Origin of the sequence: Streptomyces sp. NPDC006265 (genome assembly GCF_040613555.1) — a bacterium.
Taxonomy (GTDB): domain Bacteria; phylum Actinomycetota; class Actinomycetes; order Streptomycetales; family Streptomycetaceae; genus Streptomyces.
The window spans coordinates 1-20207 of the sequence record NZ_JBEXSH010000046.1 but is presented as its reverse complement, the minus strand read 5'-3'; the positions used below and the strand labels follow the sequence as shown (position 1 = coordinate 20207).

The window sequence follows — 20207 nt, the reverse complement described above, 5'->3', positions numbered from 1 at the left end:
GGTCACGAGTTCGCTGGTGAGGACGACGGCGTCGTCGACGATGTCGGCGAAGCCCAGCCCTGGAGGGTGTCGCGTACGAAGGAGCGGGCGCTCGCGACCGACCGGCCGACGGGCTCGAAACTGGCGGCCGCGCGCGCGGTGATCACAGAACTCCTCGACCGGTTCTCGACGTGCTGGGCTGCGTGGCCGACCGGCTCGCGCCGCTGTTGCGGCAGGGCGCCCGTCGGCCGGGGGTCCGGGGGCTGCCCCCCCGGGATCAGTCCGGTGGTCATGTGTGCGGCCGCCCCTCCGATGCCCGCTCGTCTTCGTGCCACCGCCCAGGCCGGACGGACCGGCGCGGCTGGACAGCCGGATGCAAGGTTACTTACCTTCGCGGTCCATGCGGATGCCGGTCTGCAGTGTTTCCGTCCGGAGGGTGTGCGGACGATGTGCGAAGCTGCCGAACTGTTATGGCCCGGTTCGGCCAGGGTGAAACACTGGGCAAGCTTCCTGTTGAAGGTCAGGGCAGGCTGTGTGCCCGATGCCGACCTTGGGCAGCAGCCCCCTGGAGACGGCCTGGTATGCAGGGCAGAGAATACGCAGTAGTAACTGGTACGCCGAGCGTGGTACCCGAGCACAGCAGTGACGGTCGATCCCTGCGGGAGGGACACAGTGGAGTCTGGCGCAGCGACGCGTGGCAAGAAGGCGCGCGCGAAAGGCGGACAGTCCCCGATCAACCAGGGCAAGGTGCGTAGTGGCACGACCGAGGTGGATACGGCGGCCCTGAACCGGCTGATGGCGGCCCTGGTGTCGATGCGGGACGGAAACTTCCGCAAGCGGCTGACGGTGTCCGGGGACGGCGTGATGGCCGAGATCGCGGCGGTCTTCAACGAGGTGGCCGACCGCAATCTCCATCTGACGGGTGAGCTGTCGAGGGTGCGGCGGATGGTGGGCCGCGAGGGCAAGCTCACCGAGCGGCTGGAGACAGGGGCCTGTGAGGGCTCCTGGGCGACAGCGATCGACAACTCGAACGCCCTGGTGGACGACCTGGTGCGGCCGGTTTCCGAGGTCGGCCGGGTGCTGTCCGCGGTGGCGGAGGGTGATCTGTCGCCGCGTATGGAGTTGCGGACGCAGGTGCCGGACGGGAACAGCCAGCCGCTGCGGGGCGAGTTCCTGAAGGTCGGGCGGACCGTCAACAACCTGGTGGACCAGCTGTCGACGTTCACCGACGAGGTCACGCGTGTGGCCAGTGAGGTGGGTACCGAGGGCAAGCTGGGCGGGCAGGCTCGTGTGCGGGGCATGTCGGGTTCGTGGCGGGACCTGACGGACTCCGTCAACACGATGGCGTACCGGCTGACCGCCCAGGTGAGGGACATCGCGCTGGTGACGACGGCGGTCGCCAAGGGTGATCTGTCCCGGAAGGTCACGGTTCAGGTGGCCGGCGAGATGCTGGAGCTGAAGAACACCGTCAACACGATGGTGGACCAGCTGTCGGCGTTCTCCTCCGAGGTGACCCGGGTGGCCCGTGAGGTGGGGACCGAGGGCGCGCTGGGCGGTCAGGCGCAGGTGCCGGGCGTGGCCGGTGTGTGGAAGGAACTCACCGATTCGGTGAACACCATGGCCGGGAACCTCACGGCCCAGGTGCGCGGGATCGCGGAAGTGACGACCGCGGTAGCCAACGGTGATCTGTCGCGCAAGGTGACCGTGCCGGCGCGGGGCGAGGTCGCGCAGCTCGCCGACACGATCAACCAGATGACCGAGACGCTGCGGATCTTCGCGGACGAGGTCACGCGTGTGGCCAACGAGGTCGGGGCCGAGGGGCAGCTCGGCGGTCAGGCGAACGTGCCGGGTGCGGCGGGAACGTGGAAGGACCTCACCGATTCGGTGAACACGGTCTTCCGGAATCTGACCACGCAGGTGCGGGACATCGCCGCGGTGACCACGGCGGTGGCCAATGGTGATCTGTCGCAGAAGGTCACGGTCGACGTGGCCGGCGAGATGCTGGAGCTGAAGAACACCGTCAACACGATGGTCGACCAGCTGTCCGCATTCGGTGCCGAAGTGACCCGTGTGGCGCGGGAGATCGGTGTCGAGGGTGAGCTGGGCGGCCAGGCGCAGGTGCCGGGCGCGGCGGGCACGTGGAAGGACCTGACGGACTCCGTCAACACGGCGTTCCGGAACCTCACCGGTCAGGTGAGGAACATCGCCCAGGTGACGACGGCGGTGGCCAACGGCGACCTCTCGCAGAAGGTCACGGTCGACGTCTCCGGCGAGATGCTCAAGCTGAAGAACACCGTGAACACGATGGTGGACCAGCTGTCGAGCTTCGCCGACCAGGTGACGCGGATGGCCCGGGACGTGGGCACGGAGGGCCGCCTGGGCGGGCAGGCCCGGGTGGACGGTGTCTCGGGCACTTGGAAGGAGCTCACCGACTCCGTCAACTCCATGGCCGGGAACCTCACTTCCCAGGTGCGCAACATCGCGCAGGTGACGACGGCCGTGGCCCGGGGTGACCTGTCGCAGAAGATCGACGTCGACGCGCGCGGCGAGATCCTCGAGCTGAAGAACACCATCAACACGATGGTCGACCAGCTCTCGGCCTTCGCCGACCAGGTGACCCGGGTCGCGCGCGAGGTGGGTACGGACGGCCGGCTGGGCGGTCAGGCGCAGGTGCCGGGTGTGGCCGGTGTGTGGCGTGACCTGACGGACTCCGTGAACGGCATGGCGTCCAACCTGACCGGCCAGGTGCGCAACATCGCCCAGGTGGCCACCGCGGTGGCCCGGGGTGACCTGTCCCAGAAGATCACCGTGGATGCGCGCGGGGAGATCCTGGAGCTGAAGAACACCCTGAACACGATGGTGGACCAGCTGTCGTCGTTCGCCGAAGAGGTCACGCGTGTGGCCCGTGAGGTGGGTACGGAAGGCATCCTGGGCGGTCAGGCCGAGGTGCAGGGCGTCTCCGGCACCTGGAAGGACCTCACCCAGTCCGTGAACGGCATGGCGAACAACCTGACCATCCAGGTGCGCAACATCGCCGAGGTCACGACCGCTGTGGCCCGGGGCGATCTGTCGAAGAAGATCACCGTCGACGCCAAGGGCGAGATCCTCGAACTGGTCACGACCGTCAACACGATGGTGGACCAGCTGTCGTCCTTCGCCGAGCAGGTGACCCGGGTGGCCCGTGAGGTGGGCACCGAGGGCATCCTGGGCGGCCAGGCGCACGTGCCGGGTGTCACGGGCATCTGGAAGGACCTGAGCGACAACGTCAACCTGATGGCGAAGAACCTCACCACTCAGGTGCGGAACATCTCCCAGGTCTCGGCGGCGGTCGCCAACGGTGACCTGACGCGGCAGGTCACCATCGAGGCGCGCGGCGAGGTCGCGCAGCTCGCCGACACCATCAACACGATGGTGAAGACCCTGAGTTCATTCGCCGAGCAGGTCACCAAGGTGGCCCGTGAGGTGGGCACGGACGGCATCCTCGGCGGTCAGGCGCACGTGCCCGGTGTGGCCGGCACGTGGAAGGACCTCACCGAGTCCGTGAACCAGATGGCGTCCAACCTGACCGGTCAGGTGCGCAACATCGCCATGGTGACCACGGCCATCGCCAAGGGTGACCTGACGAAGAAGATCGACATCGATGCGCGCGGCGAGATCCTGGAGCTGAAGACGACCATCAACACGATGGTCGACCAGCTGTCGTCCTTCGCGGAGGAGGTCACCCGGGTCGCCCGCGAGGTGGGCACGGAAGGGCAGCTCGGCGGCCAGGCACGCGTGCGTGACGTGGACGGCACCTGGCGGGACCTGACCGAGTCGGTGAACGAGATGGCCGGGAACCTGACCCGGCAGGTGCGTGCCATCGCGCGCGTGGCGACCGCGGTGACCCGCGGCGATCTGAACCTGAAGATCGACGTGGACGCGTCCGGGGAGATCCAGGAACTCCAGGACTACATCAACAAGATGATCGCCAACCTGCGCGACACCACGATCGCCAACAAGGAGCAGGACTGGCTCAAGGGCAACCTGGCCCGCATCTCGGCGCTGATGCAGGGCCGCCGCGATCTGGAGGACGTGGCCTCGCTGATCATGAGCGAGCTGACGCCGGTGGTGTCCGCGCAGCACGGGGCGTTCTTCGTGGCGATGCCGCTGGTCGACGGCGAGGACGTGAGCGCCACGGACGAAGACCAGTACGAGCTGCGCATGCTCGGCAGCTACGGCTACTCGATGGGCTCCATGCCGACGTCGTTCCAGCCGGGCGAGGCACTGGTCGGGACGGCTGCCGAGGAGAAGCGCACGATCCTGGTGGAGAACGCGCCGAGCGGCTACCTGAGGATCTCCTCGGGGCTCGGTGAGGCGCCGCCCGCGCAGGTGATCGTGCTGCCGGTGCTGTTCGAGGGCAGTGTGCTCGGCGTCATCGAGCTGGCGTCCTTCACGCCGTTCACGCAGATCCAGAAGGACTTCCTCAACCAGATCGCCGAGATGATCGCGACGAGCGTCAACACCATCTCCGTCAACACGAAGACCGAGCTGCTGCTGGCGCAGTCGCAGGAGCTGACCGAGCAACTGCGGGAACGCTCGGCCGAGTTGGAGCAGCGGCAGAAGGCCCTCCAGGCGTCCAACGCCGAACTGGAGGAGAAGGCCGAGCTGCTGGCCCAGCAGAACCGCGACATCGAGGTGAAGAACACCGAGATCGAGGAAGCGCGGCAGGTCCTGGAGGAGCGCGCCGAGCAGCTCGCGGTGTCGATGCGCTACAAGAGCGAGTTCCTCGCGAACATGTCGCACGAGCTGCGAACGCCGCTGAACTCGCTGCTGATCCTGGCCAAGCTGCTTGCCGACAACGCCGAGGGGAATCTTTCCCCGAAGCAGGTCGAGTTCGCCGAGACGATCCACGGGGCCGGTTCGGACCTGCTCCAGCTCATCAACGACATCCTCGACCTGTCGAAGGTCGAGGCGGGCAAGATGGACGTCTCCCCGACGCGGATCGCGCTCGTCCAGCTCGTGGACTACGTGGAGGCCACCTTCCGGCCGCTGACCGCGGAGAAGGGCCTGGACCTGTCGGTGCGGGTCTCGCCGGAGCTGCCCGCCACGCTGCACACCGACGAGCAGCGGCTGCTGCAGGTGCTGCGCAACCTGCTGTCGAACGCGGTGAAGTTCACCGACTCGGGGTCGGTGGAGCTGGTCATCAGGCCGGCGCGGGACGACGTGCCGCAGAGGATCCGGGAGCAGCTGCTGGAGACCGGGTCGCTGACCGATCCGGACGCCGAGCTGATCGCGTTCTCCGTGACCGACACGGGGATCGGCATCGCGTCCAGCAAGATGCGGGTGATCTTCGAGGCGTTCAAGCAGGCCGACGGCACCACCAGCCGCAAGTACGGCGGTACGGGCCTCGGGTTGTCCATCTCGCGGGAGATCGCGCAGCTCCTCGGCGGCGAGATCTTCGCCCAGAGCGAGCCCAGCCGTGGCTCGACGTTCACGCTGTACCTGCCGCTGCACCCGAGCGAACTGCCGCCGCAGGGCTACCAGCAGCAGCTGCCCAGTCTGGAGGCCGGCGACCTGGTGGCGTCGACGTCCGACCCGTCCGCGCTGTCGGACGTGGAGGTCGAGACGCCTGCCGAGGTGACGTCGTACCGCGAGACGCAGAACGGGCCCGCCGCCCTGTTCCGGCGGCGCCGCAGGATGCCCGAGCTGCCGCCGCAACCCGCTCAGCTGGAGCAGTGGACGCCGGCCGAGCAGCAGCCGACGCCACGGCCGACGCGGGGCATCCGCTTCGGTGGTGAGAAGGTCCTGATCGTCGACGACGACATCCGCAACGTCTTCGCCCTGACCAGCGTCCTGGAGCAGCACGGCCTGTCCGTGCTGTACGCCGAGAACGGCCGTGAGGGCATCGAGGTCCTGGAGCAGCACGACGACGTGGCGGTCGTGCTGATGGACATCATGATGCCCGAGATGGACGGGTACGCGACGACCACGGCGATCCGCAGGATGCCCCAGTTCGCCGGGCTGCCGATCATCGCGCTGACCGCGAAGGCGATGAAGGGCGACCGCGAGAAGGCGATCGAGTCGGGCGCTTCCGACTACGTGACCAAGCCGGTCGACCCCGATCACCTGCTGACGGTGATGGATCAGTGGATGCGAGGGGAATGAGGGGAACGATGGGCAGTCGCGCGACCATGACGGGAAGGTTCGGTGTTCACGCGGCGTTGCGGACTCGGTGTGCGCATAGTCGTGTAGAAGTACAAGATCTGGGGAACCTTCTGGTCTCCTGCTGCGTTTCCGCTACGTGCACAGTGACATCGCGGTGACAGGGTGTGGCGACGGGCGGGGTGCGGCTACGATGACCGGCACAAGGACGGGCGGCGCAAGGGAGTCGTCCGCTGGGGCGGCACCCACCGGTGCTTCCACAGGTCCTGCGGACAGGGGAGGCCCCACGCCGGGGCGAGGAGGGCGGGCCATGGTGCAGAAGGCCAAGATCCTCCTGGTCGATGACCGGCCGGAGAATCTGCTGGCGCTGGAGGCGATCCTCTCTGCGCTCGATCAGACGCTGGTGCGGGCATCGTCCGGGGAGGAAGCGCTCAAAGCGCTGCTCACCGACGACTTCGCGGTCATCCTGCTGGATGTCCAGATGCCGGGCATGGACGGCTTCGAGACGGCCGCGCACATCAAGCGCCGGGAGCGGACCCGGGACATCCCGATCATCTTCCTCACGGCGATCAACCACGGCCCGCACCACACCTTCCGGGGTTACGCGGCGGGCGCGGTGGACTACATCTCCAAGCCGTTCGACCCGTGGGTGCTGCGTGCGAAGGTCTCCGTCTTCGTCGAGCTGTACATGAAGAACTGCCAGCTGCGGGAGCAGGCGTCGCTGCTGCGGCTCCAGTTGGAGGGCAACGGCAACGGCAAGGACGCGGGCGGCGAGGCCAAGGAGTCGGCCGGGCTGCTCGCCGAGCTCTCCGGACGGCTCGCGGCCGTCGAGGAACAGGCCGAAGCGCTGACCAAGCAGCTCAACGACGAGTCGACGGACGCCGCCGCGGTGGCCACGGCGGCTCATCTGGAGCGCAAGCTCACGGGGTTGCGGCGGGCGCTGGACGCGCTGGAGCCGGGCACCGGGAGCACGTCCTCGGTGTCCTCGCAGAACTGACCCACACGCAGGCGGGATTGCCCGTCCGTGAACGCGTGTCAGTTTCGTGCCCCTCCCGAAGCGACACGAACGGGTGAAGCCGTAGACACGCGTGTCCCCTGTCGTCTCCACCGGTAACCTCACACCTATGGCCTCACGTCCCTCCGCAGCCAAGAAGCCGCCGCCCGCGAAGAAGGCGGCCGCGAAGGCTTCGGCGAAGAAGGCCGCCGCCAAGAAGGCTCCCGCGAAGAAGGCGCCCGCCAGGAAGGCCGCGGCCAAGAAGGTCGCGCCCAAACCGGCACCCAGCCCCACCGGCGGCATCTACCGGCTGGTGCGCGCCGTATGGCTCGGCGTGGCGCACGCGGTCGGCGCCGTGTTCCGCGGCATAGGGCAGGGCGCCAAGAACCTCGACCCGGCCCACCGCAAGGACGGTGTCGCCCTGCTGCTGCTCGCCATCGCGCTGATCGTCGCCGCGGGCACCTGGGCCGACCTCAAGGGCCCCGTGGGCGACCTGGTCGAGATCCTGGTGACCGGCGCCTTCGGCCGGCTCGACCTGCTCATGCCGATACTGCTCGCCGTCATCGCCGTGCGGTTCATCCGCCACCCGGAGAAGCCCGAGGCCAACGGACGCATCGTCATCGGTCTGTCCGCGCTCGTCATCGGCGTGCTCGGCCAGGTCCACATCGCATGCGGCTCACCCGCGCGCGGCGACGGCATGCAGGCCATAAGGGACGCCGGTGGCCTCATCGGCTGGGGCATGGCGACCCCGCTGTCGTACGCCATGGGCGACGTTCTCGCCGTGCCGCTGCTGGTGCTGTTGACGGTCTTCGGGCTGCTCGTCGTCACGGCCACGCCGGTCAACGCCATTCCGCAGCGGCTGCGGCTGCTCGGCGTGCGTCTCGGGATCCTCCGCGACCCGGCCGAGGACGAGTTCGGTTTCGACGAGGACGACGAGCGCTACGAGGAGCAGTGGCGCGAGGCGCTGCCCGCGCGCCCGCGCGGCAGGCGCACGCCGGCGCCCGAGGCGTACGACCCGGACAGTGCCGAGCAGGAGGCGCTCACCCGGCGCCGTGGCCGCCCCCGCCGCTCGGCGGTGCCACAGCCCGACATGGACCGGCCCAGGGACGCCGTGGACGTCGCGGCGGCGGCGGCCGCCGCCCTCGACGGTGCCGTGCTGCACGGCATGCCGCCCTCCCCGATCGTCGCCGACCTCACCCAGGGCGTACGGGTGGGGGACCAGGAGGCGACCACACCGACGCCCGTCCCGTCCGCCCGGCCTCAGCAGGACAGGCCCGAGCAGGACAAGCCCGCACCGCAGAAGCCGAAGCCCGGGGTTCGCGACCTCACCAAGTCCCCGCCCGCCGAACCCCGCGACCTGCCCCCGCGCGCGGAGCAGCTCCAGCTCTCCGGCGACATCACGTACTCCCTGCCGTCGCTCGACCTGCTGGAGCGCGGCGGCCCCGGCAAGTCGCGCAGCGCCGCCAACGACCTCATCGTCGAGTCGCTGACGACGGTCTTCACCGAGTTCAAGGTGGACGCCAGTGTCACCGGCTTCACCCGCGGGCCGACGGTCACGCGCTACGAGGTCGAGCTCGGCCCTGCCGTGAAGGTCGAGCGGATCACCGCGCTCACCAAGAACATCGCCTACGCCGTCGCCAGCCCGGACGTGCGGATCATCAGCCCCATCCCCGGCAAGTCCGCGGTCGGCATCGAGATCCCCAACACCGACCGGGAGATGGTCAATCTCGGCGACGTCCTGCGTCTCGCGGAGTCCGCCGAGGACGACGACCCGATGCTGGTCGCCTTCGGCAAGGACGTCGAGGGCGGCTACGTCATGCACTCGCTGGCGAAGATGCCGCACATGCTGGTCGCCGGCGCCACCGGCTCCGGCAAGTCGTCCTGCATCAACTGCCTGATCACCTCGGTCATGATGCGGGCCACCCCCGAGGATGTGCGGATGATCCTGGTCGACCCCAAGCGGGTCGAGCTGACCGCGTACGAGGGCATCCCGCACCTGATCACGCCGATCATCACCAACCCCAAGCGGGCCGCCGAGGCGCTCCAGTGGGTCGTACGCGAGATGGACCTGCGCTACGACGACCTTGCGGCCTACGGCTACCGGCACATCGACGACTTCAACCGGGCCGTGCGCGAGGGCAAGGTCAAGCCGCCCGAGGGCAGTGAGCGCGAGCTCCAGCCGTACCCCTACCTGCTGGTCATCGTCGACGAGCTCGCCGACCTGATGATGGTCGCGCCGCGGGACGTCGAGGACGCGATCGTGCGCATCACGCAGCTCGCGCGCGCGGCCGGTATCCACCTGGTGCTGGCCACACAGAGGCCGTCGGTGGACGTCGTCACCGGTCTGATCAAGGCGAACGTCCCATCGCGGCTGGCGTTCGCCACGTCCTCGCTGGCCGACTCGCGGGTCATCCTCGACCAGCCCGGCGCCGAGAAGCTCATCGGCAAGGGTGACGGGCTGTTCCTGCCCATGGGGGCCAACAAGCCCACCCGTATGCAGGGCGCCTTCGTCACCGAGGAGGAGATCGCGGGAGTCGTCCGGCACTGCAAGGACCAGATGACGCCGGTCTTCCGGGAGGACGTCGTCGTGGGCACCAAGCAGAAGAAGGAGATCGACGAGGACATCGGCGACGACCTCGACCTCCTGTGCCAGGCGGCCGAACTGGTCGTCTCCACGCAGTTCGGGTCGACGTCCATGCTCCAGCGCAAGCTGCGCGTCGGCTTCGCCAAGGCCGGCCGGCTGATGGACCTGATGGAGTCCCGGAACATCGTCGGACCGAGCGAGGGTTCGAAGGCTCGTGACGTTCTTGTGAAGCCTGATGAGCTGGATGGCGTGCTCGCCCTGATCCGGGGGGAGTCTGAAGGGTAGGGAAGCGGGACACGGTGATCGTCTCGCGGAGCGTTACGGCAAACGGGTGTCCGGATCGTGACTTACCCGTAAGGGATCATCGAGCAACCGTTTCCCTTCGGCGTACGTCAAGTTGAGGGAAGCGGCAAGCAGCGACCCCACCATCGGAATGTCGGGCCATTCCGATGGCGTACAAAGTGACACCGCCCGGTTGCCCCACCCTTTTGGTACCCCCCTAGACTGAACTTCCAGCACAGGCGGCTACACGCTCGAAAGGCGCCCCCGTGTCCATCGGCAACTCCCCTGAAGACGAGCGTCCGTTCGAAAACGAGCACGTCGAAGCAGACCACGAGGAAACCCGCCCCTCCATCGGCCGTGCCCTGCAGCAGGCTCGTATTGCCGCCGGGCTGACCGTCGACGACGTCAGTAGCGCCACCCGGGTCCGTATGAACATCGTGCACGCGATCGAGGCGGACGACTTCTCCCCCTGCGGCGGGGACGTCTACGCCCGCGGGCACATCAGGACCCTGGCCAAGGCCGTCCTCCTCGATCCCGCGCCGCTGCTCGCCCAGTACGGAGACGAGCACGGCGGGCGTCCTGCGCCGACCCCGTCGGCTCCTCTCTTCGAGGCGGAACGCATCCGTCCGGAGCGGCGGGGACCCAACTGGACCGCGGCCATGGTCGCCGCCATCGTCGCCGTGATCGGCTTCGTCGGCTTCACGATGCTCCAGGGCGGCGACGACGGCGGCAACGAGGCGAACGTGGCCGAGGGCTCCACGCCCGGCGACTCCGCTTCCCCGACCACCAAGACCAAGAAGCCCGCAGCCCCCGAGCCCGAGCCGTCCGACAGCGCCATCGCGGCCGCGCCGCAGGACAAGGTGACCGTCCGTGTGGCCGCCGTCGACGACCGCAGCTGGATCGCCGCCAAGGACCACAACGGCCGGATGATCTTCGACGGCCTTCTCAAGCAGGGCGACACCAAGACCTTCCAGGACAGCTCGAAGGTCCACCTCGTCCTCGGAGACGCCGGCGCGGTCGACCTCTTCGTCAACGGCAAGAAGATCGAGGAGAACTTCCAGCCGGGGTCCGTCGAACGCCTGACGTACACGAAGGGCGACCCGGAAGCCGGGTGATCGGACCGAAATGTCTGGTTGATACGGGGTTGGCCGGGAAACGGCCAACCCCGTCGACGTGGGGTGTCAGCGGGACGAAGTAGTCTTGAGCCCATGCCTGAACGCCGTACCGTCGCACTCGTCACCCTTGGCTGCGCCCGTAACGAGGTGGACTCGGAGGAGCTCGCAGGCCGTTTGGAGGCGGACGGCTGGCAGCTCGTGGAGGACGCCGAGCACGCGGACGTCGCCGTCGTGAACACCTGTGGCTTCGTCGAAGCAGCCAAGAAGGACTCCGTCGACGCCCTCCTGGAAGCCAACGACCTCAAGAGTCACGGCAGAACGCAGGCCGTCGTGGCGGTGGGCTGCATGGCCGAGCGGTACGGCAAGGAACTCGCCGAAGCCCTCCCCGAGGCCGACGGCGTGCTCGGCTTCGACGACTACTCGGACATCTCAGACCGGCTCCAGACCATCCTCAACGGCGGCATCCACGCCTCCCACACCCCGCGCGACCGGCGCAAGCTGCTGCCGATCAGCCCGGCGGAGCGCCAGGAGTCGGCGGCCGAGGTCGCGCTGCCCGGGCACGGCCCGGCCGAGCCCGCTGTCGCGCCCGCGGATCTTCCGGAGGGCCTCGCTCCGGCCTCCGGCCCGCGCGCACCCCTGCGCCGCCGGCTCGACGGCTCCCCGGTCGCCTCCGTGAAGCTCGCCTCCGGCTGCGACCGCCGCTGCTCCTTCTGCGCCATCCCCTCCTTCCGCGGCTCCTTCATCTCCCGCCGCCCGAGCGACGTGCTGAACGAGACGCGGTGGCTGGCCGAGCAGGGCGTGAAGGAGATCATGCTCGTCTCCGAGAACAACACCTCCTACGGCAAGGACCTCGGCGACATCCGCCTGCTGGAGTCGCTGCTGCCCGAGCTCGCCGAGGTCGACGGCATCGAACGCGTGCGCGTCAGCTACCTCCAGCCGGCCGAGATGCGGCCCGGCCTCATCGACGTGCTCACCTCGACTCCGAAGATCGCGCCCTACTTCGATCTGTCCTTCCAGCACTCCGCGCCCGGCGTGCTGCGTGCGATGCGCCGCTTCGGCGACACCGACCGGTTCCTGGAGCTGCTCGACACCATTCGCAGCAAGGCGCCCGAGGCCGGGGTGCGCTCCAACTTCATTGTCGGCTTCCCCGGCGAGAGCGAGGCCGACCTCGCCGAGCTGGAGCGTTTCCTGAACGGCGCGCGGCTGGACGCCATCGGCGTCTTCGGCTACTCCGACGAGGAGGGTACCGAGGCGGCGACCTACGACGACAAGCTCGACGAGGACGTCGTCGCCGAGCGACTGGCCCACATCTCGCGGCTGGCCGAGGAACTCGTCTCGCAGCGCGCCGAGGACCGCGTCGGCCAGAGCGTGCGGGTCCTCGTCGAGTCCGTCGACGAGGACGGCGTGTACGGCCGTGCGGAGCACCAGGCGCCCGAGACGGACGGCCAGGTACTGCTCACGAGCGGCGCGGGGCTGCGGGTCGGCCGTATGGTCGAGGCGAAGGTGGTCGGCACGGAAGGTGTCGACCTCGTGGCCGAGCCGCTGCAGGGCTCGCTCGCGTCGCCTGCGTGGAGTGAGGAGGCGGGCAGATGACCGGTGTCCCGGCATCCGCGGCGGGAGGCTCCGCCGGCGCGAGGAGGGCGGCGGCGTCCGCGTCCACCGCGGTCCCAGGGAAGGTTGCGGGGACGGCAGCCGCGCGTGCGGCCGATGGCGAAGCGCCCGGTGCGGGGCCCAACGCATCGTCCGGCGTGCGGCACGGCGGGACCGCCGGGGCGGCTGCCGCCGGTGAGGCTGTGCCCGGCGAGGACGCCGGACTGGACGTCCAGGACGACGGGAAGGCCCCGCGGGGCGCGAAGATCGCTGCCGCCGCCGTCAATCAGGCCAGCGTCTGGAACATCGCCAATCTCCTGACCATGCTCCGGCTGGTCCTCGTACCGGCCTTCGTCGCACTGATGCTCGCCGACGGTGGCTACGACCCGGCCTGGCGTTCCCTGGCCTGGGCGGCCTTCGCCATCGCCATGATCACCGACCTGTTCGACGGTCACCTGGCGCGCACGTACAACCTGGTCACGGACTTCGGGAAGATCGCCGACCCCATCGCCGACAAGGCGATCATGGGGGCGGCGCTGATCTGCCTGTCCGCGCTCGGCGACCTGCCCTGGTGGGTGACCGGCATCATCCTCGGCCGGGAACTCGGCATCACCCTGCTGCGTTTCCTGGTCATCAGGTACGGCGTCATCCCCGCCAGCCGCGGAGGCAAGCTGAAGACCCTCACCCAGGGCGTGGCCGTGGGCATGTACGTGCTGGCGCTGACGGGGTGGCTGGCCACCCTGAGGTGGTGGGTGATGGCCGCGGCGGTCGTGCTGACCGTGGTGACCGGTCTCGACTATGTGAAACAGGCCATTGTGCTGCGTCGGCAGGGAATCGCCGAGCACAAGGCGGCGTTGGAGGAGAAGGAAGCGTGAGTTCCACGGCCACCGACGTGGTGCGACTACTCACGGTGAAGGGCGAGACGCTCGCCGTCGCGGAGTCGCTGACCGGTGGCCTCGTTGCGGCGGAGATCACATCCGTCCCCGGGGCGTCCAAGGTCTTCCGGGGCTCGGTGACCGCCTACGCCACCGACCTGAAGCACGACCTGCTCGGTGTCGACGACATCCTGCTGGCGGCGCGCGGAGCGGTGGATCCGCAGGTCGCGGCCGAGATGGCCGTCGGCGTGCGCAAGGCGCTCGGCACCGACTGGGGCATCGCGACCACCGGTGTCGCCGGCCCCGATCCGCAGGACGGGCAGGCCGTCGGCACGGTCTTCGTCGCCGTGGACGGGCCCGTCGGAGCCGGTTCCGGTTCTGCCGGCGGCGGAAAAGTGGAGGCTCTGCGGTTGAACGGCGACCGCGCGGAAATTCGTAGAGAGAGTGTACGGAGCGTACTCGCACTGCTTCTGAAGGAGCTTGCGGGCGAACAGACTGGGAATGAGCGGGCACAGGATACGGAACGGAACGGGGGGTTTTGATGTTTGCAGCCCTGAGTGAACACGACATCGCTCCCCGCACGGCCGCGGCGCAAGGCGGTACGGTGGGGCGTAATGGATGCGGCTACGCGGTCCGAGGAGGGAGCCACCGATGATTCTGCTCCGTCGCCTGCTGGGTGACGTGCTGCGTCGGCAGCGCCAGCGCCAGGGCCGTACTCTGCGCGAAGTCTCCTCGTCCGCCCGAGTCTCACTCGGCTATCTCTCCGAGGTGGAGCGGGGGCAGAAGGAGGCTTCCTCCGAGCTGCTCTCCGCCATCTGCGACGCGCTGGACGTACGGATGTCCGAGCTCATGCGGGAAGTGAGCGACGAGCTCGCCCTCGCCGAGCTGGCCCAGTCTGCTGCGGCCACCCCCAGCGAGCCTGTACCCGCGGCGGTTCGCCCGATGCTGGGCTCCGTCTCGGTGACCGGTGTGCCACCGGAACGGGTGACCATCAAGGCGCCTGCCGAAGCAGTGGACGTCGTCGCCGCGTGAGGCTCTGCGCTCACACGGCATGACAGAGGCCCCGGCCGGGCCTCTCCGGGAGATCCGGAGGGGTGCCGCCCGGGGTTTTCGCTTGCCCGGCGCCGGCTGATGCCGTCTTGCCGCCTCACGTATGCCGTGTCTGATGTGTGTGCGTTTGCCGGTGCGGCGTGCGGCGGTCATCGTTGAGGGGATGGGGGTAGTCCTCGGAGGTGCGGATGTACGTCGTGAAGAGCCCGTTGTCGGACGCGAACCTGAAGACCGTGTCCGAGGCGCTGCAAGGTGCCCTTGTCGATCTGGTGGATCTCGCCCTCGTGGCGAAGCAGATCCACTGGAACGTGGTGGGGCCGCGCTTCCGTTCCGTGCACCTCCAGCTCGACGAGGTGGTCGACACCGCGCGGAAGTACTCCGACACCGTGGCCGAGCGTGCCGCGGCCCTCGGGATCTCTCCTGACGGGCGGGCCGCTACGGTGGCCGTGGGCAGCGGGATCGGTGTGACCCCCGAAGGGTGGGTCGACGACACCACCGCCGTGGGCGCGCTCGTCGAAGCGCTGGGTGCGGTGATCGCACGGATGCGCGAGCGGGTCGAGTCGACCGGTGAGCCGGATCCGGTGAGCCAGGACATCTTCATCGGGATCACGGCGGAACTGGAGAAGCACCACTGGATGTTCCAGGCCGAGAACGGGTGACGGAAGAGGGCAAGGGCCCTGCCCCGGTCCAGGTCCCCGGAGCGGGTACGGGCCGGGCGCGAAAGTCGCCACGGCTCGCCGCGTACGGCTGCGCTGCGTTGGCGTCGGGCAGGAGGTGGCGGCCATGGCGGGAATAGCACGCTGGGGGGTGCGTGGGGCCGCGCTCGGGATGGGGGCGCTGTGGTGGTGGGCCGTGCTGCGGCTGGCAGCCGTGCCTGGGGCGGGGGCGCTGGAGGCGACCGTCGCGGCCGGGGGGTGGGGGTTGAGTGTGCTGCCCGTGCATTGCGTGCCCAAGCGGCAGGCGCGGGGTGTGGTGGGGGCGGGGCGGTGGCGGAGGATCTGGGGAACCGGGGTGCGGCGGGGCAGTGTCACCACGGCATCGCCACGCCCCCGTTCGGGCGGAGGATCTGTCCCGTGGTGAAGGCCGAGGCGTCGGAAGCCAGGTGAAGGACGGTGTGGGCGATGTCCTCGGGCTCGCCCACACGGCCCAGAGGTGACATGCGGGCCATGACGGACTCCGTGTGCTCCTGGGCCTCGCTGTCGTGGCGGTCTGTCATGGGCGTGCGGATCCAGCCCGGGGCGACCGCGTTGACGCGGATGCCGTACCGGCCGACCTCCGTCGCGAGGGTCTTCGTCAGCTGGACCACCGCCGCCTTGGCCGCGCCGTAGCAGAGCAGCCCGGGGCCGCCCGTGTCGACGGCTCCCGAGGCCATGGTGACGATGCTGCCCCTGGCGCCGCGGGCGATCATCAGGCGGGCCGCCTCCTGGCAGGCGTACAGGACTCCCTTGAAGTTGATGTCCAGTACCCGGTCGAGGTCCTCGTCCCGGGTCTCCAGCACCGGGCTGCTGTGCATGATCCCGGCGACCGCGGCCAGGGTGTCCAGGCGTGTGCAGGAGCTGAGAGCCTTCCTCAGCCCTGCCCGGTCGGTGACGTCGAGGGTGTGGATGCGGGCGGTGCCGCCGCTGTCCTTGATCAGGGTCGCCGTCTCGTGCAGGCCCTCGGTGTCCCGGTCCGCGCAGTGCACGGTCGCGCCCGCCTCGGCGAGCAGAAGCGCCGAGGCGCGGCCGATGCCGCTCGCGGCGCCGGTGACGAACGCGGTGCGGCCGCTGAGGTCGTACGCCGTGACGGGCATACAGGGACCGTACGAGCGTTTCTGACGGGTCGTCAATTGGTGCGGCCGCGCCGGGTCGGGGCAGGGGCGGGGCCGGGCTGGCAGGTGGAGCACCAGTAAGTGGGGCGTTCGCGGGAGCCGTCGCCCTGGTCGGCGACACGGATCGAGGTGCGGCAGCGCAGGCAGGGGCGGGGAGCGCGGCCGTAGACGAAGAGGTCCTGGCCGCGGCGGCCCGTGGTGCTGCGGATGGGGCGGTCGCGGTTGGCCTCCAGCAGCTTCTTGGCGAGCGCCGGCAGCTTCGCGGCCCGGTCGGGGGGCAGTGCGCCGGCCGGGAGCCAGGGGGTGACACCGAGGAGGAAGCAGAGCTCGCTCTTGTAGACATTGCCGATGCCGGCGAGATTGCGCTGGTCGAGCAGGGCCTCGCCGAGTTCGCGGGCGGGGTCCTGAAGGACGTTGGCGAGGGCGCGGTCGGGGTCCCAGTCCGGGCCGAGGAGGTCGGGGCCGAGGTGGCCGACAGCGCGGTGCTCGTCGGTGGTGCGCACAAGTTCCAGGACGGGGAGGCGGTAGCCGACGGCCGTGCGGTCGGGGTTGCCGAGGATCGCGCGGATCTGGTGGCCGGGGCCGCCGCTCCAGCGCTGGCCGTTCCCGTACACCTTCCAGGAGCCGTCCATCCGCAGGTGGGAGTGGAGTGTCAGGCCGCCCTCGATGCGGGTGAGGAGGTGTTTGCCACGCGGGGTGACGTCCAGGACCGTACGTCCCGTGAGGTCGGCTGTGGCGAAGCGGGGCACCCTGAGGTCGCTGCGGGTCAGCACCTTGCCCGCCAAGGCGTCGTGCAACCGCCTCGCGGCCTGCCAGACCGTGTCACCTTCGGGCATGGGTCAAGGGTGGCACGGTGGACGCGTGCTCGGTCGGAGTGGCTGTGAGCGGGTGGCCGTCATGCGCGCAGGCGGAGTCCTCGGGGCGTCGCGATGAAGCCCGCTCCTTCCAGGAGGGTGCCGATGGGGGAGGTCAGGGCCTGTGCGCCGTTGACGCGCTCCACCGTGACCGTGCCGAGCGAGCCCGCGCGGGCTGCCGCGGCCAGGGCCTCCGCGGCGCTTCCCAGGCGCGGGTCGGCCGCGGGGTCGCCGTCCGGGCCGGCGGGCCAGGCCAGCAGGGTCTTGCCGCCGCGCTCCATGTAGAGCGTCAGCTCACCGTCGACGAGCACCACCAGGGAGCCCGCTTTGCGGCCCGGCTTGTGCCCCGCGCCGGTCGGCGGCTCGGGCCAGGCCAGGGCGGCGCCGTAGGCGTTCGCAGGGTCGGCGGCGGCGAGGACCACGGCCCTGGATGCGCCGTCGGGTCGGGTGCGGCGGCCCGCGAAGCCCTGGTCGTACGCCGCGCGACCGCCGTCCTGCCAGGGCGGGGCGGCCCGCGGGTAGTCGCGGGGCGAGACCCACTCGCCCGGGGACGGATCGGGGGTGGCAAAGGAGGCGTCCAGGTCGGGGAAGCCGTCGGGGCCGGGGTCGTCGGTGTGGTCGTGGGAGGGGGCGGAGCCGTCCGGTCCGGCGAAGTCATGGGCCGGGAACGGGTCGGGTTCGAAGCCGGGCGGCGGCCCGGGCAGGGCCTCGCCGCGGTCGCGGGCGTTGGACACCGCGCGCAGGCGGTCCACCGCGCCGTCCATCGCGAACTGCGCGGCGCCGAGGCCCTCCACCACATAGCCGCGGCGTGCCTGGCCGCTCTCCTCGAAGACCGACAGGACGCGATACGTCGCTGAGAAGCCGCCCTCGACGCCCTCCGCCGAGACCGCGCCTCTGGTGACGACGCCGTGCCGGTCGAGGAGGGTGCGGGCGAGGGCGTGGGCCCGCACGGTGGGGTCCGGTTCGTGGGCCGGAAGCAGGGACCAGCGGCCGGCGACCGTCGGCGGGCCGGAGCGGGACGCGGTGCGGGCCGCGGCCGTCAGGGAGCCGTAGCGGCCGCGCGGCATCGAGCGCTTGGCGCGGTGGGCCGTGGAGCCGGCGGTGCGGCCCGAGCCGAGCAGGGAGCGCAGGGGGGTGAGCGTGTCGTTCGTCAGGCGGCCGGACCAGGCCAGGTCCCAGAGGGCGTCGGCCAGTTGGGGATCGGTGGCCTCGGGGTGGGTGGTGGCGCGGACCTGGTCGGCGATCTGCCGGAAGAACAGACCGTAGCCGCCGGAGAGGGTGTCCAGGACGGACTGGTGCAGGGCCGTCAGCTCCAGGGGGTGCGGGGGCGGCAGGAGCAGGGGGGCCGCGTCTGCCAGGTAGAGGGAGATCCAGCCGTCCTTGCCGGGCAGCGAGCCCGCCCCGGCCCAGACCACCTCACCGGCGGCGGTGAGCTCGTCCAGCATCCCCGGCGTGTAGTTCGCCACCCGGGAGGGCAGCACCAGCTTCTCCAGGGCGGAGGCCGGCACGGACGCGCCCTGGACCTGCTCGATGGCGCGGACCAGCCCGTCTGTGCCGCGCAGGGAATGGCCCTTGCCGATGTGCTGCCACTGGGGGAGGAACTGGGCGAGCGCGGCCGGGGGCACCGGCTCCAGTTCGTGTCGCAGGGCCGCCAGGGAACGGCGGCGCAGTCGGCGCAGTACGGCGGCGTCGCACCACTCCTGGCCGATCCCGGCCGGGTGGAACTCGCCCTGGACGACCCGGCCCGCCGCCGAGAGCCGCTGGAGGACACCCTCGGTGACGGCCGCGCCCAGACCGAAACGGGCCGCTGCCGTGGCCGAGGTGAACGGCCCGTGGGTGCGGGCGTAGCGCGCGAGGAGATCGCCGAGCGGGTCCTTGACGGGCTCGGTGAAGGCCTCCGGGACGCCGACCGGCAGGGCGGTGCCCAGAGCGTCGCGCAGGCGGCCCGCGTCCTCGATCGCCGCCCAGTGGTCCCTGCCCGCGATCCGGACCCGGATGGCCCGACGGGTGCCCGCCAGCTCCTGGGCCCACTGCGGGTCGGCACCCCGCTCGGCCAGTTCCCCGTCCGTGAGCGGGCCGAGGAGGCGGAGGAGGTCCGCGACACCCTCGGCGTCCTTGACGCGGCGGTCCTCGGTGCGCCACTGGAGCTCCTGCTCCAGCTCGGTCAGCACCTCCGCGTCGAGCAGCTCACGCAGCTCCGCCTGGCCCAGCAGCTCGGCCAGCAGCCGTGAGTCCAGCGACAGGGCGGCGGCGCGGCGCTCGGCCAGCGGGGAGTCACCCTCGTACAGGAACTGGGCGACGTAGCCGAAGAGGAGGGAACGCGCGAAGGGGGACGGTTCGGGTGTGGTGACCTCGACCAGGCGGACCTTGCGGGATTCCAGGTCGCCCATCAGCTCGACCAGCCCGGGGACGTCGAAGACGTCCTGGAGGCACTCGCGGACCGCCTCGAGGACGATCGGGAACGAGCCGAACTCACTGGCCACCTGCAGCAGCTGCGAGGCGCGCTGACGCTGCTGCCACAGCGGGGTGCGCCGACCCGGGTTGCGGCGCGGCAGCAACAGCGCGCGGGCGGCGCACTCGCGGAACCGGGCGGCGAACAGGGCGGAACTGCCCACCTGGTCGGTGACGACCTGATCGACCTCGCCCTTGTCGAAGACGACGTCCCCCGCGCCCACGGGGGCCTGTTCGGCGTCGTACTCCCGGCCCGTCTTCACCGGCTCCTGGTCCAGCAGGTCCAGACCCATGAGGTCGGCGTCCGGAAGGCGCAGCACGATGCCGTCGTCGGCGTGCATGACCTGCGCGTCCATGCCGTACCGCTCGGAGAGCTTGGCGCCCAGCGCGAGCGCCCAGGGGGCGTGCACCTGGGCGCCGAGCGCCTCGCCGACGCGGTCGATGCCAGCTCACAGATCCGGTACGGCAAGCGCTGGACCGGG

Annotated in this window: 12 protein-coding genes and 2 pseudogenes; 10 read left to right on the top strand and 4 right to left on the bottom strand. The window is 70.2% G+C overall.

Features of this window, described 5'->3' with window-relative positions; translation table 11 throughout:
* Positions 1–272: pseudogene (locus ABZ281_RS06670) on the bottom strand (hypothetical protein); the annotation flags it as partial.
* A gap of 379 nt (positions 273–651) precedes the next feature.
* Here ABZ281_RS06670 and ABZ281_RS06665 point away from each other — a divergent pair.
* The 10 genes from ABZ281_RS06665 (at position 652) to ABZ281_RS06620 (ending at position 15690) form a co-directional block, all read left to right on the top strand.
* Positions 652–6123, top strand: a complete 5472-nt coding sequence (locus tag ABZ281_RS06665; RefSeq protein WP_356652783.1) for a HAMP domain-containing protein — start codon at positions 652–654, stop codon at positions 6121–6123.
* Between the two features lie 307 nt (positions 6124–6430).
* Positions 6431–7117: a response regulator gene (locus ABZ281_RS06660; RefSeq protein WP_356652781.1), complete on the top strand. Its 687-nt coding sequence runs from the start codon at positions 6431–6433 to the stop codon at positions 7115–7117.
* A gap of 127 nt (positions 7118–7244) precedes the next feature.
* The gene (locus ABZ281_RS06655) at positions 7245–9983 is read left to right on the top strand and encodes a DNA translocase FtsK 4TM domain-containing protein (protein ID WP_356652779.1); all 2739 of its coding nucleotides are present in this window, start codon (positions 7245–7247) and stop codon (positions 9981–9983) included.
* Between the two features lie 263 nt (positions 9984–10246).
* On the top strand, positions 10247–11095 hold the full coding sequence (locus ABZ281_RS06650; RefSeq protein WP_356652777.1) for a RodZ domain-containing protein: 849 nt from the start codon (positions 10247–10249) through the stop codon (positions 11093–11095).
* Positions 11096–11188: 93 nt separating this feature from the next.
* Complete coding sequence (gene rimO / locus ABZ281_RS06645) at positions 11189–12688, top strand: 30S ribosomal protein S12 methylthiotransferase RimO (protein ID WP_356652775.1); 1500 nt, start codon at positions 11189–11191, stop codon at positions 12686–12688.
* The gene (pgsA, locus tag ABZ281_RS06640; RefSeq protein WP_356652773.1) at positions 12685–13560 is read left to right on the top strand and encodes a CDP-diacylglycerol--glycerol-3-phosphate 3-phosphatidyltransferase; all 876 of its coding nucleotides are present in this window, start codon (positions 12685–12687) and stop codon (positions 13558–13560) included. The genes rimO and pgsA overlap by 4 nt, the downstream gene beginning before the upstream one ends.
* The gene (locus ABZ281_RS06635) at positions 13557–14102 is read left to right on the top strand and encodes a CinA family protein (RefSeq protein WP_356652771.1); all 546 of its coding nucleotides are present in this window, start codon (positions 13557–13559) and stop codon (positions 14100–14102) included. The genes pgsA and ABZ281_RS06635 overlap by 4 nt, the downstream gene beginning before the upstream one ends.
* Positions 14103–14211: 109 nt before the next feature.
* Positions 14212–14592, top strand: coding sequence for a helix-turn-helix transcriptional regulator (locus ABZ281_RS06630; RefSeq protein ID WP_185013744.1), 381 nt, complete (start codon positions 14212–14214; stop codon positions 14590–14592).
* Between the two features lie 206 nt (positions 14593–14798).
* On the top strand, positions 14799–15269 hold the full coding sequence (locus ABZ281_RS06625; protein WP_356652769.1) for a DNA starvation/stationary phase protection protein: 471 nt from the start codon (positions 14799–14801) through the stop codon (positions 15267–15269).
* 124 nt (positions 15270–15393) lie between these two features.
* Positions 15394–15690, top strand: a complete 297-nt coding sequence (locus ABZ281_RS06620) for a hypothetical protein (protein WP_356652767.1) — start codon at positions 15394–15396, stop codon at positions 15688–15690.
* Here the strand turns inward: ABZ281_RS06620 and ABZ281_RS06615 are convergent.
* The 3 genes and pseudogenes from ABZ281_RS06615 to ABZ281_RS06605 form a co-directional block, all read right to left on the bottom strand.
* Complete coding sequence (locus ABZ281_RS06615; protein WP_356652765.1) at positions 15638–16402, bottom strand: SDR family NAD(P)-dependent oxidoreductase; 765 nt, start codon at positions 16400–16402, stop codon at positions 15638–15640. The genes ABZ281_RS06620 and ABZ281_RS06615 overlap by 53 nt on opposite strands.
* 32 nt (positions 16403–16434) lie before the next feature.
* Positions 16435–17256 (bottom strand): DNA-formamidopyrimidine glycosylase family protein, encoded by an 822-nt coding sequence (locus tag ABZ281_RS06610; protein ID WP_356652763.1) that lies wholly within the window; start codon positions 17254–17256, stop codon positions 16435–16437.
* A gap of 59 nt (positions 17257–17315) precedes the next feature.
* A pseudogene (locus ABZ281_RS06605) lies at positions 17316–20144 on the bottom strand (DEAD/DEAH box helicase); the annotation flags it as partial.
* Positions 20145–20207 lie beyond the last annotated feature (63 nt).

Coding starts and splice junctions, on each gene's coding strand:
- ABZ281_RS06615 (WP_356652765.1), bottom strand. CDS start 16,402: ATGCCCGTCACGGCGTACGACCTCAGCGGCCGCACCGCGTTCGTCACC.
- rimO (WP_356652775.1), top strand. CDS start 11,189: ATGCCTGAACGCCGTACCGTCGCACTCGTCACCCTTGGCTGCGCCCGT.
- ABZ281_RS06655 (WP_356652779.1), top strand. CDS start 7,245: ATGGCCTCACGTCCCTCCGCAGCCAAGAAGCCGCCGCCCGCGAAGAAG.
- ABZ281_RS06610 (WP_356652763.1), bottom strand. CDS start 17,256: ATGCCCGAAGGTGACACGGTCTGGCAGGCCGCGAGGCGGTTGCACGAC.
- ABZ281_RS06660 (WP_356652781.1), top strand. CDS start 6,431: ATGGTGCAGAAGGCCAAGATCCTCCTGGTCGATGACCGGCCGGAGAAT.
- ABZ281_RS06620 (WP_356652767.1), top strand. CDS start 15,394: ATGGCGGGAATAGCACGCTGGGGGGTGCGTGGGGCCGCGCTCGGGATG.
- ABZ281_RS06625 (WP_356652769.1), top strand. CDS start 14,799: ATGTACGTCGTGAAGAGCCCGTTGTCGGACGCGAACCTGAAGACCGTG.
- ABZ281_RS06630 (WP_185013744.1), top strand. CDS start 14,212: ATGATTCTGCTCCGTCGCCTGCTGGGTGACGTGCTGCGTCGGCAGCGC.
- pgsA (WP_356652773.1), top strand. CDS start 12,685: ATGACCGGTGTCCCGGCATCCGCGGCGGGAGGCTCCGCCGGCGCGAGG.